The following is a 12260-nucleotide window of genomic DNA, read 5'->3' as shown; positions in this document are numbered from 1 at the left end:
CGGCTCATAAGTCGCTCTTTTCATGTGGGCTGAAACCAGCCACTTCTGACAATACGCGCCCAATCGGCGCGACCGTTGTTCTCCGCCATCCGGACCATCCGCGCCGTATCGTAGGGAATATTGCGCAGGGTTATCTGCCAGCCAGACCCGGTCTGTTCGATGACAGCGTAGGATGCATTGGGATTGCCGGTCTGGACGACGTGCGGAACCGGATGATCGTCGTCGTAACCGGGGCAACCCACGCTTCCCGGATTGACCAGCATTCGCCCATCTCCCAGGCGAACGATCCTCGGCGTGTGCGTATGCCCGCAAAAGATCAGCGATGCAGCTATATCTTCAGCTTCGGCCTCGATCTCATCTCGGGTTCGCAGAACGACTTCGCCGTTCGCGGTCACTTTCTCCATCCAGTAGGTGGTATCGCTTGACGGTGTCCCGTGGCAGATGAATATCCGTCCATCGACCAGAGACTGCGATGCCGGCATTGCAAGCAGCCATTCGATGTGTCGGTCATCAAGCTGCTGGCGCGCGACCCGATCCGACGGCCCCATATCTGCGAGCGGCTTTTCGACAAGCCAGCGATCATGATTGCCACGAATGCAGATCATTTCTCGCGCCATCAGCATATCTGCTGTCTCACGCGCGGCCAAAGGACCACTTAGATGATCGCCGAGATTGATAATCGTCTGGATTTGCAAAGCATCGATATCGGCCAGCACTGCAGCCAAGGCGTCATTGTTACCGTGAATATCCGATATGACCGCGAAACGTTCGAAGGGCATAAAACGCCTCCACCGCTGGCAAAATTATGTTTACGGTCACTATAGACTGATTTGCGGGATCAAACCCACTCCAGCTTGCCGTTTGCAAACTTCAGAATCTTGTCCTGCGGGATGGAGAGATTGGCAGCGGCGTGGCCGTCCATGTCCCCGTAGAGGTAAAACAGCGTGCGGATGCAGCCACCATGCGTCACGCAGATAGTCGGCCATTCCACGGCTTCCACCCAGCGCCCGATGCGGCGCGACAGGCCCATGTAGCTCTCGGCGGTTGTGCCCGGCGGCACGAAATTCCACTTGTCGCGGGCGCGCGCTTCCAGAAGGTCTTCACGCTCCCTGGCAATGTCTTCCATCATGAAGCCCTGCCAGTCGCCGAAATTGACTTCCATCAGTTGTGGATCGGTGCGGTATTCATACGGATCAAGACCCATGCGCAAACGGATACGTTCCATCGTCTCGCGCGTGCGTCGCAGCGGGCTTGCAACGAAGTCGAAGCCTGCACCCTCGCCAATCAGCGATCTCAGCATATCGCCGTTGCGGTCGGCCTGGCTGCGCCCATTATCGTTGATATCGATATCAAGCTGCCCCTGAATACGCTGCGAAACATTCCAGTCTGTCTCGCCGTGACGCGAAAAGTAGATGATCTCCCGAGCCACAGCCCTACCCCTATCTGCCGCCAATGAATAATCTGGATAACTTCCCCGCAGCGGGAAAGACAAAGAAAAATCCCGAAAAGCCGGTCAGCCTTTCGGGATTTTGGTATTCGCTGCTTCAGTCTTTCACGACCGAAATATCCGGAGCGTCAACCGCTTTCATGCCGATGACATGATAGCCGCTATCCGCGTGGTGAACTTCGCCAGTCACCGAACGGGACAGGTCGGAAAGGAAATAGAGGCCGACATCGCCCACTTCCTCGATGGTGACGGTACGGCGCAGCGGCGCATTGTATTCGTTCCACTTGAGGATATAGCGGAAGTCACCGATGCCCGAAGCGGCAAGCGTCTTGATCGGGCCAGCCGAGATTGCATTGACGCGGATGTTCTGGGGGCCGAGATCGACGGCCAGATACTTCACGCTTGCTTCGAGAGCAGCCTTGGCAACACCCATGACGTTATAGTTCGGCATGACCTTTTCGGCGCCGTAATAGGTCAGCGTCAGGATAGATCCGCCGTCCGCCATCAGCTTTTCCGCGCGACGCGAAATAGCCGTCAGCGAATAGACCGAGATCAGCATCGTGTTGGTGAAGTTGGCTTCCGACGTATCGACATAACGACCCGTCAGCTCATCCTTGTCGGAAAAGCCGATGGCATGCACCACGAAATCGAGCTTGCCCCACTTCTTTTCAAGCGTCTCGAAAACAGCATCCATGCTGGCAGCATCAGCCACATCGCAATGTCCTGCCACGAATGCGCCGAGCTCTTCAGCCAGCGGTTCGACACGCTTCTTCAATGCATCGCCCTGATAGGTGAATGCGAGCTCTGCGCCTGCATCACGAGCGGCCTTGGCAATACCCCATGCGATGGAGCGGTTGTTGGCGACGCCCAGAATCAATCCACGCTTGCCCTGCAACAAACCTGACTGTGCGGTCATTAGGGGTCCTCATTGAAAACAATTAACTTGTTGCCCTATCGCACAGGCTCGGCTCTCCTTCAAGCAATTGCAGTGAAAAAGCCGGGCATTGTCACTTTACTGCCGCAAAGAGACAACACCCGGCTTTAAACGATTGAAGTCGAGTTTTGGTTAAGCCTGTGCAACGATTGAGCATTTTCAGGGCGTGATGCGCTAGCGTCTCAGCGTCCTGGTATCAGGCGACTCTGCGCTTTTGCAGGAATTCTTCCAGTTCCTTGTCGCCGCCTTCCGGCAGCATGATCCGCACATGAACGTAGAGATCGCCGCGCCCATCAGCTTTCAACGGGAGGCCTTTTTCTTTCAGGCGCAGCACGCGATCGGAACTCGACCAGGCCGGAATTTTGACTGCGATACGCCCATCCAGCGTTTCGACTTCCTGCTTGCCGCCCAGAACCGCATCGGCAAGCTCGACCGGCATATCTACATGGACATCACGTCCTTCGAGGCGAAACCGCGGATGTGCCTTGAAGTGTATCGTGACCAGCGCATCGCCTGCCGTTCCGCCCATCAACGGCTCGCCCTGCCCTTTCAGGCGAATGGTCTGACCGTCTTCAACGAATCTCGGCAACTTGATCTTCAGGTGCTTGCCATTCGGGAAGATCGCCTCGACCTTCTCCGCACCGGCCGCCTGCTCCAGCGTAATATTAATAGACGCGGAAAGGTCAGCTCCCTTGGCCGGGCCGCGCTGACGCGCACCACCACCAGCACGGGCGCCTCCACCGAAAGCGCCGCCGAAAAGGTCGTTCAGAATATCATCCGCGCCGCCGAAACCGCCGCCTTGCTGAAAGCCGCCGGGACCAGAACGGAATTCAAAGTGACTGTTGCCGTCGCCACCTTGCCGGAAACCGGCAAACGGGTCGCCATGAGCGCCGCCGAAGCCCTGTCCGCCGGTGAAACCCTGAAAGGCAGGCTTGCCTTCGGCATCTATCTCGCCCCGGTCAAACTGACCACGCTTGTCCTTGTCGCCCACAATTTCATAGGCCTGGTTCAGTTCTGCAAAGCGCTCCTGCGCTTTCGGATCATCCTTGTTCTGATCCGGATGGTGCTTTTTGGCCAGTTTGCGAAAAGCCGATTTTATTTCCTCGGGCTTCGCCGTTTTGGCGACGCCCAGCACGCTATAGGGATCGCGCATATAGTTCCTCTTTCAGGAAAATAACTATGAGATGAGTAAGACTCGTTGCCCATAATATGCGCATATGGTCGGAAAAGTTCCAGTCAGGCCGGGCTTTTCTTTTCAAATGGGCGCGAACGAAGTCACCGTCCATTGACCACCACGCTGCATGCAGGTTTCGCCGCGATAGATGGAAACACCGTCAAAAGCTTCACGCGAGGTTTCGAATTCGCGGCAAAGCTGGTTGTTCTTGCTGTTCTCGGCAATGGTGGTGATCGTGCCCTGGCTGCCCGTATCGGGATTGGCCCACGGTACGGGCTTCTTGCCCCATTCCGTGAAATTGAGCGCTGAAACAACGTTCCTGATCGCGGATTGGTCGGAAAGCTTGCCAGTATCGGTCTCAACCGGCTGCGGCTGTTTCACCGATCCGGTGATCGTGGAAGAATCGGGAACGGCCTTTTCAATGCTCACGCCACCCATGGCGCAACCGGCAAGCGAGAGAATGCATATGCCAATCACGGCCTTGCGCAGCGCATTTGCGCGGCAGCTCAGGCTCCAGAGATTGTCCTTGTGGCGAAGCGTCTCGACAGCCAACGCTATTCCCTTATTTTTACACGCTAAAGATGCAGGGATTATGAGTGAACTTGAGTTAACAAGCAGTGTGCCGGAAAGGTAAACAAATCGGAATCGGAGCACAACGCCCAACTCCGCACTTTATTCAGCCATCAAACGATGTGCCCGGCTTTCTGCATCCGGTTCGAGAAAGGTCAATCAACCGGCAGCTCGTTGCCCGTCCGAAAATGAAGAGCACGGCGCGTTCACCGTCGCCGTGCGTGTTGCGTAGCCGTTCCGGCCAGCCTGCTTTACCTTGTAAAGCGCAAGATCGGCCCGGGCAAAAACGTCAAGGTCACTCGTTTCGTTGTCGCGTTCCTCACTGGCAATGCCGATACTGACAGTCATGGCGAGTTTCTGTCCATTGAAGGCAAGCGGGGCATCGTTGATCGCCCTGACGATGTCGCGTGCGATTTCCGTCGCTTCCTGCTCGTCCATCTTTGTCAGCAGAATGGAAAACTCATCACCGCCGAGACGTGCCAGCACACCGCGCCGATTAAGGACGTCGACCGCCACATCGGCAAAATGCACGAGCGCCTGATCGCCCAGCCCATGACCATAGGTGTCGTTCCATTGTTTGAAATTATCGATGTCGATCAGCATGACGCTATAGGCTGTACCGTCCTCGCTGAACGCCAACTCCGCCCTTGCGAGTCTTTTCATGAAATGACGGCGGTTCGGAAGCCCGGTCAGCTCGTCCGTTTCTGCTACCTTGGCCATATCGCCATGCAAGCGGTTCATCGCCATGACGATAAAGCCGAAATTCCAGATCATGCCGCTATAGATCACACAGACAAGCGCATAGCTTTCGATGGTAAAATAGAGCGACTGATCGAACTCACCCACCCATGCGGCGATGTTCAGCGAGGTCTCAATGGCGTGCCCAATGATACCGAGCAAAAAGGCCATGATCGCAATCTGACCGCCGAGACCGATGCCCTTCTGCCGGGCCAGATAGAAAACCGTCATCCCCATGGGCACTGACTGCCCCACGGCATAAGCTATGTTGCGCCCCTGCCAGCTCGAATGAAACGCCGCCATGACGGCGAAACTTGCGAGCGATATTCCCATCGCCAGCCGCCAGCCGCCTTTGTGGCCATAGAAATAACGCGCACCGACCCAGGCAAGGCAGAAACCGTAAATGATGATGGTATTACCGGTGACCGCAGGCCAGAACGCGCCCTCATTACCCTGCAGCGAAAGCACGAAGCCTCCGACCAACAGAAGCGTCGTCGAAAGAAGCCAGATTCTGGCAGGCCGGAATTTGCGATAAGAGAAGGCGATAGCGGTCCAGATGATGCAGACCGTCAGCGAATTTAAGAGAATTACAATATAAAGCGTCAAAAAGTCGAGTTTTGGCATAGCCCCCACCTTGACCGGCGCCCTACAAGAAGTTGCCCGCTAAGTAAAGCCATGTCGAACCCTGCGACGACACATCCCGGCAAGACTATGGACAAAATGCCGGTTATGGAAGAAGCTCCCTCCCGACCCGCCCCATTGGGGTTTCTTTGGCGGGGATTCCCTTGCAGGATGATCCGCAAATTCCGACAGGCTTTTGAAATATCCAAAATGACAAACGCAAGCGACGACTTCACCGAATCCTCCCAGCCGTTCAAACTTTTTGCAGACTGGCTGACCGACGCCAAAGCGAGCGAACCGAACGATCCGAATGCGGTCGCGCTGGCAACAGTCGATCCCGACGGCCTGCCCAATGTGCGCATGGTGCTGTTGAAGGATTTCGACGAACAGGGATTCGTCTTCTACACCAATTATGAAAGCACCAAGGGCAAGGAAATCCTGTCAGCGGAAAAGGCTGCGATGTGCTTCCATTGGAAGACGCTGCGCCGTCAGGTGCGCGTGCGCGGCGCGGTGGAGAAAGTCAGCGATGCCGAGGCCGATGCCTATTACGCTTCACGCCCGCGCGGCAGCCGCATCGGCGCCTGGGCATCCAAGCAGTCACGCCCGCTGGAAAGCCGTTTCGCGCTGGAAAAGGCCGTTGCGGAATATACCGCAAAATATGCCATCGGCGACATTCCACGCCCGTCCTACTGGTCGGGTTTCCGTATTCGTCCGGTCTCGATTGAATTCTGGCATGACAGGGCCTTCCGCCTGCATGACCGCGTTCTGTTCACACGTCCCGCACCTGAGGGCGACTGGAACAAGGAACGGCTTTATCCATGATCCCATAATAAGAAGGCCACGGGACACGGTGGCCTTCTTATTTATACCAGCGGCTTGACCGCCACCCAGAGACTTCCGAGAACGAGCCCGAGGAAAATCAGCCAGCCAACAATATTGTTGGATTTGAACAGTTTCAGGCACTGGTCGGGATTGTCGATATCGAGCACGATGATCTGGCGATAGAGATGCACGCCTGCTGCGAGCAATCCGGCCAGTGCTGGCATCGGCACCTGTGCCACGGCAAAAGCGGCGGCAAAGAAGCCGATAGCACCACCATACAGGATCATCAGCGCCGTCTTGGTGTGCTTGCCGAACAGACGCGCCGTGGAGCGCACGCCCACCAGCGCGTCGTCTTCCTTGTCCTGATGCGCGTAGATCGTGTCATAGCCGATCGTCCACAGGATCGCGCCGATATAGAGAAGCACCGGCGCAAGGCTGAGTGAACCCTCCACCGCAGCCCAGCCCATGAATGCGCCCCATGAGAACGCAAGACCAAGCACGAATTGCGGCCAGTTGGTAATGCGCTTCATGAAAGGATAAGCGGCGACGATCAGAAGCGAGAAAATGCCAAGCCCGATCGAGAACCAGTTGAACTGCAGCACCACCACAAGACCAACCAGCGCCTGCAGAACCAGAAAAATCTTGGCCTGACCACGTGTCACCTGCCCCGACGGCAGTGGCCTTGAACGCGTGCGATCCACCTTGTCGTCAATATCCTGATCGACAAGATCGTTATAGGTGCAGCCGGAGCCACGCATGGCAATGGCGCCGATCAGGAACAGAACGAGATGCCAGATCGAAGGCATGACGGCCCAGGCGCCATCGCCCGGCTTGGCGCCCGCGCCTGCCACCAACGCTGCCGACCACCAGCATGGCCAGAGCAGGAGCTGCCATCCGATGGGACGATCCCAGCGGGCGAGCTGCGCATAGGGCCAGAGCCAGTGCGGCAGCAGCTTATAGACCCAATGGCCCGATGGAGCATCCTTTACACGCCCTTGCGCATTGCGTGACTGAATCGATCCGTGTAGTTCGGGCTGTGACATGGCGAAATCCTTGATATATGCAGCCATCACTATAACCCCGACGAAGACGGAGCAAGCAATGAGAGTTCTTTTAATCGGTTCTGGCGGTCGTGAACATGCTCTGGCCTGGAAACTGTCCGCTTCTCCGTCACTGACAAAACTCTATTGCGCTCCCGGCAATCCGGGCATTGCGACGATCGCGGAACTCGTCGACATCGGTGTCGATGACCATCAGGCTCTGATTGCTTTCGCCAAGGACAAGAAGATCGATCTCGTGGTGGTCGGGCCTGAAGCACCACTGGTGGCTGGCCTTTCCGATGAAATGCGTGCCGAGGGTATCCGTGTGTTCGGCCCCTCCAAGGCTGCGGCACAGCTTGAAGGGTCGAAGGGTTTCACCAAGGATCTCTGCGCGCGCTTCGATATTCCGACAGGCGCTTATGGCCGCTTCAACAATGCGCCCAAGGCCAAGGCCTATATCCGCCAGCAGGGTGCGCCCATCGTCGTCAAGGCCGACGGGCTTGCAGCAGGCAAGGGCGTGATCGTTGCGATGACGCTCGATGAAGCGCTCGGCGCCGTGGATGCCTGTTTCGAAGGTGCATTCGGTTCCGCCGGTGCCGAAGTGGTGGTTGAGGAATTTCTGGACGGCGAAGAAGCAAGCTTCTTCTGCATATGCGATGGCAAGACCGCCTTGCCGCTCGGCTCGGCGCAAGATCACAAGCGTGTCGGCGACGGCGACACCGGCCCGAATACAGGCGGCATGGGTGCCTATGCTCCAGCTCCGGTCATGACGCCGGAAATCGTCGAACGCACCATGCGCGAACTGATCGAACCGACCATGCGCGGCATGGCGGAAATCGGCGCGCCCTTCTCCGGCATTTTGTTCCTCGGCCTGATGATCGGCAAGGACGGCCCGAAGCTCATCGAATACAACACCCGTTTCGGTGACCCGGAATGCCAGGTGCTTATGATGCGCCTCAACAGCGACCTGCTCGCGCTCATCAATGCTGCCGTGGACGGCAAACTTGATGAAGTCTCGCTCGACTGGAAAAACCAGCCTGCGCTGACGGTTGTGATGGCTGCGGAGGGCTATCCGTCCAATGTGAAGAAGGGCAGCGTCATCCGCGATCTCGACAAGCTCGAAGGCATTGATGGCGTCAAACTCTTCCACGCGGGAACGGCGGAGAAGGACGGCAGCATCGTTGCCAGCGGAGGCCGCGTGCTCAACATCACTGCCATTGCCGACACGGTCGCCGAAGCACAGGCGCGCGCCTATGAAGCCGTAAAGCTCATCGACTGGCCGGAAGGCTTCTATCGCTCCGATATCGGCTGGCGCGCTGTCGAGCGGGAAACCCAAGCCGACAAGAAATAGCCTCGACAGCATTATCTGTAACCGCCGAGTTTCGGCCTCACAGGCGGACAATGCCTAGTGGATTGCATTTGACGTTTGATATCCGTCCGATATTAATCCCGTTTCAAACGTCAAATTCGAAAAATCCACGAGATTGTTCACCTCCGTACAAATGGCTGTGAAGCCGCAGCACAATATTGACGTTTACGTAATAAGCCGATAGCTCTTGTATTGAACAGCCAAAATGGCTCCTGCCGGATTGCATGAAGCACCGGCGCAGGGCGGGCTTCCGAGGAGAAGTCCGCCAAACATACTCGGAGGAAAGATGTATCGCGCGCCGGTTTCTGAAATTTCCCATACGCTGATGAAGGTTGCAGGGCTGGAGAAAGCCCTCGATGACAACCGCTTCCCCGATTTTTCCGCCGATCTTGCCGCTGCCATTCTGGAAGAAGCCGGCAAGTTTGCCTCAGAGCGCGTCGAGCCTCTGCGCATCACCGGCGACAAGCATGGCGCGACCGTCAAGGACGGCGTTGTCACCACCGCGCCGGGCTGGAAAGAGCTATATCGCGACTGGATCGAAGGCGGCTGGAACTCGCTGACCGGCACGCCGGAATATGGCGGTCAGGGCCTGCCCACGATGATGTCGGTGGCAGTGAGCGAAATGTGGAACTCCGGGACGCTTGCCTTCGCCATCGCGCCGACACTGACCATGGGCGCAGTCGAAGCGGTCGAAAAGCACGCCTCCAAGGAGTTGAAGGACATCTATCTCGAAAAGCTCATCAGCGGCGAGTGGATGGGCACGATGAATCTGACTGAACCGCACGCCGGTTCCGATCTTGGTGTACTGCGTACCCGTGCGGAACGCGCCGGTGACGGCAGCTACCGCATCTTCGGCCAGAAGATTTTCATCACCTATGGCGAGCATGACCTGACCGACAATATCGTGCATCTGGTGCTGGCGCGCCTGCCCGATGCCCCGGCCGGGACGAAGGGCATTTCGCTTTTCCTCGTACCCAAATTCCTCGTCAACGATGATGGCTCGCTTGGCCGCAGGAACGATCTGTTCTGCTCCGGCCTTGAGCACAAGATGGGCATCCATGCCTCGCCAACCTGCACCATGATCTATGGTGATGGTTTCGTGAAGGGTGAAGAACAGGGCGCCGTCGGCTACCTGATCGGCGAGGAAAATCGTGGGCTGGCCTGCATGTTCACCATGATGAACAATGCGCGTCTTCTGGTCGGCATTCAGGGTGTCGGCGTTGCCGAGGCCGCTTATCAACAGGCCCTTGCCTATGCCAAGGAGCGCAAGCAGGGCCGCGCCATCGGTGCTGATCCTAAGCAAGGCATGAGCCCGATTATCGAGCATCCCGATGTACAGCGCATGTTGCTGACCATGAAGGCGCTAACGCAGGTTGCCCGTTCGATCACCTATTCCTGCGCACATGCCATCGACATGAGCCATGCAACGGAGGGCACGGACCAGCAGTTCTGGTCAGATCGCGCCGGTCTGCTGACGCCGCTCGCCAAGAGCTTTGCGACCGATGCAGGCGTGGATGTCGCTTCGCTGGGCATCCAGATTCACGGCGGTATGGGCTTCATCGAAGAGACAGGTGCAGCGCAATTGCTGCGCGATGCCCGGATCACCCCGATCTACGAAGGCACCAACGGCATTCAGGCCATCGACCTCGTGGCGCGCAAGCTGCCGCTTGGACATGGCGAGCATATCAAGGGCTTCCTTGCAGAATTGCAGGACGACGCCGACAAGGCCGCCGCATCCAATCGTCCGGAACTCGGCGAAACCGGCGCTCGCCTTTCCAAGGCCATCAATGAGGCCCGCGAAGCCACGGACTGGCTGCAAAAGGCAGTTGCCGAAGGACAGCTTGAGGCAGCACTTGCCGGAGCCACGCCTTATCAGCGGCTTTTGTCGCTCGTTTCCGGCGGCGCCTATCTCGCGCGTGCGGCGCTCGCGGATGACGATAGCGGCCGCGCAGTGCTGAGCCGCTTCTTTGCGGAAAATATGCTTGCCGAAGTATCGTCCCTGAAAGACACAGTCATCACCGGCGCTGCCAGCCTTGCCGCCGCCAAATCCGCGCTGGAGGCATAAGCATGAGCGAACACATCCTGATCGAGCGCAAAGGCGCGATCCAGATCATCCGTCTTAACCGGACCGACAAGAAAAACGCCATTACCCGCGCCATGTATGCCACCATGGCAAAGGCGCTCAAGGACGGCGATGCCGATGACGCGGTGCGTGTGCATGTGTTTCTCGGGGTTCCAGGTGCATTCTCATCCGGCAACGACATGCAGGATTTCATGGCGGCTGCGATGGGCGGCGATCTCGGCAACGACATTCTGGATTTTCTGGGTGCTCTTTCCAGCGCAAAAAAGCCGATCGTTTCCGGTGTCGATGGCCTTGCCATCGGCATCGGCACGACCATCCACCTGCATTGCGACCTGACATTTGCAACATCGCGGGCCTTGTTCCGCACGCCTTTCGTCGATCTTGGCCTTGTGCCGGAAGCAGCTTCCAGTCTGCTGGCACCACCGCTGATGGGACATCAGAAGGCATTTGCCCTGCTGGCGCTCGGTCATGGATTTACCGCGGAAGCCGCACAGGAAGCCGGGATCGTCTATCAGATCGTTGCCGAAGATGCGCTGGAAACGGAAGTGATGAAGGCCGCAGAAGAAATCGCTGTCAAGCCTCCGCAGGCCATGCAGATCGCCCGTGCGCTGATGCGCATGCCAGCTGAAAAAGTTTCCGAACGTATTGCACGTGAGGCCAAACATTTTGCTGAACGGCTTACCTCGGATGAAGCCCGCGAGGCCGTCATGGCATTTCTCAGCCGAAAAAAATAAACCCGAACGTTGTGAACGTTCGGGGGCTTTTTGGAGGTCAGCCAAGGTTTTTTTGAAGGGGTCGCCTTATCTCAGGCGACCCTTTACCCTTTCTAGAGCGCATCTCGTCCGAAAACCGCTTCACACTTTTCGGGATGCGTTCCAATTCAATTTCGAGCAATGATTTCCTTGCCGGAGATCACCAGACGGACGCCAAGCGTACCGGTCTTGCGGCGAGCGAGAAAACGCGGACGGCGACGGCGCGGCTCCTGCCCCTGACGGCGAGCCTGCGGCTGGCTGGTGCGGACCGCACCGGTGCTTTCATAAAGCGGGCGGGCGACGCCGTCTTCCTCGACCAGCATCATCGGCAGATTGAAGCTTGCCGCCCAGGCGCGCCAGTCGGCGGCAACGTCAGTCAGATCATGTGCGACAAGCAAGGGAACGGAGAGTTGCGGGTCTTCATGCATCAGCTCCAGCGTCACCGTGATTTCGCCGAACTCGTCTTCCACCGCACGGGCGGCAACGCCGACAAATGCGTTGGCCGGGAGAGCGATCGACATCGGCAGGCCGCTTGAAGGCAGAACCTGCCGGATCACTGCACCGCGCTCGTTGATGGTGAAGGTAACGTCGCTGCTCCCGTCATGGGTCGCATAGCTCACAACCTGCGGAAAGTGAAACGGATCGAGCCGCAATTCCCGTCCTGCCCAGTCGGGCTTCAGTCCCTTGCTCATCATTTTCGACGCCTCTGT

Annotated in this window: 12 protein-coding genes; 4 read left to right on the top strand and 8 right to left on the bottom strand. The window is 57.6% G+C overall.

Going from position 1 to position 12260, the window contains the following annotated elements; all coding sequences use genetic code 11:
• Positions 1–20 precede the first annotated feature (20 nt).
• The 6 genes from ABDF71_RS03970 to ABDF71_RS03945 all read right to left on the bottom strand — a co-directional run bounded on the left by ABDF71_RS03970 (position 21) and on the right by ABDF71_RS03945 (position 5487).
• Positions 21–779 (bottom strand): metallophosphoesterase family protein, encoded by a 759-nt coding sequence (locus ABDF71_RS03970; protein ID WP_151615819.1) that lies wholly within the window; start codon positions 777–779, stop codon positions 21–23.
• A gap of 59 nt (positions 780–838) precedes the next feature.
• Entirely contained in the window at positions 839–1429 is a 591-nt protein-coding gene (locus ABDF71_RS03965; RefSeq protein ID WP_012090810.1) for a histidine phosphatase family protein, read from the bottom strand.
• A gap of 115 nt (positions 1430–1544) precedes the next feature.
• The gene (fabI, locus tag ABDF71_RS03960; RefSeq protein WP_010658356.1) at positions 1545–2363 is read right to left on the bottom strand and encodes an enoyl-ACP reductase FabI; all 819 of its coding nucleotides are present in this window, start codon (positions 2361–2363) and stop codon (positions 1545–1547) included.
• A gap of 214 nt (positions 2364–2577) precedes the next feature.
• Complete coding sequence (locus ABDF71_RS03955) at positions 2578–3534, bottom strand: DnaJ C-terminal domain-containing protein (RefSeq protein ID WP_036581419.1); 957 nt, start codon at positions 3532–3534, stop codon at positions 2578–2580.
• Positions 3535–3636: 102 nt separating this feature from the next.
• A complete protein-coding gene (locus ABDF71_RS03950) occupies positions 3637–4065 on the bottom strand; it encodes an RT0821/Lpp0805 family surface protein (RefSeq protein WP_236020272.1) in 429 nt (142 codons plus the stop codon).
• 219 nt (positions 4066–4284) lie between these two features.
• A complete protein-coding gene (locus ABDF71_RS03945) occupies positions 4285–5487 on the bottom strand; it encodes a GGDEF domain-containing protein (RefSeq protein ID WP_151615820.1) in 1203 nt (400 codons plus the stop codon).
• Positions 5488–5694: 207 nt separating this feature from the next.
• On the opposite strand from ABDF71_RS03945, the gene pdxH reads away from it, so the two are divergent.
• Complete coding sequence (gene pdxH, locus ABDF71_RS03940) at positions 5695–6306, top strand: pyridoxamine 5'-phosphate oxidase (RefSeq protein WP_029375899.1); 612 nt, start codon at positions 5695–5697, stop codon at positions 6304–6306.
• A gap of 41 nt (positions 6307–6347) precedes the next feature.
• Here pdxH and ubiA read toward each other — a convergent pair whose 3' ends face one another.
• Positions 6348–7349 (bottom strand): 4-hydroxybenzoate octaprenyltransferase, encoded by a 1002-nt coding sequence (gene ubiA, locus ABDF71_RS03935; protein ID WP_151615843.1) that lies wholly within the window; start codon positions 7347–7349, stop codon positions 6348–6350.
• A gap of 58 nt (positions 7350–7407) precedes the next feature.
• On the opposite strand from ubiA, the gene purD reads away from it, so the two are divergent.
• The 3 genes from purD to ABDF71_RS03920 all read left to right on the top strand — a co-directional run bounded on the left by purD (position 7408) and on the right by ABDF71_RS03920 (position 11532).
• Entirely contained in the window at positions 7408–8697 is a 1290-nt protein-coding gene (gene purD, locus ABDF71_RS03930; RefSeq protein ID WP_151609748.1) for a phosphoribosylamine--glycine ligase, read from the top strand.
• Positions 8698–9001: 304 nt separating this feature from the next.
• A complete protein-coding gene (locus ABDF71_RS03925; RefSeq protein ID WP_040129807.1) occupies positions 9002–10780 on the top strand; it encodes an acyl-CoA dehydrogenase family protein in 1779 nt (592 codons plus the stop codon).
• Between the two features lie 2 nt (positions 10781–10782).
• Positions 10783–11532 (top strand): crotonase/enoyl-CoA hydratase family protein, encoded by a 750-nt coding sequence (locus tag ABDF71_RS03920; protein ID WP_040129809.1) that lies wholly within the window; start codon positions 10783–10785, stop codon positions 11530–11532.
• Between the two features lie 146 nt (positions 11533–11678).
• Here the strand turns inward: ABDF71_RS03920 and ABDF71_RS03915 are convergent, their stop codons facing one another.
• Positions 11679–12245 (bottom strand): DUF6101 family protein, encoded by a 567-nt coding sequence (locus ABDF71_RS03915; protein ID WP_010658347.1) that lies wholly within the window; start codon positions 12243–12245, stop codon positions 11679–11681.
• Positions 12246–12260 lie beyond the last annotated feature (15 nt).

Origin of the sequence: Ochrobactrum sp. WV_118_8 (assembly GCF_039631535.1) — a bacterium.
Taxonomy (GTDB): domain Bacteria; phylum Pseudomonadota; class Alphaproteobacteria; order Rhizobiales; family Rhizobiaceae; genus Brucella; species Brucella anthropi.
Note: the sequence above shows the minus strand (reverse complement) of the source record. Positions and strands in the feature narration are given on the sequence as shown.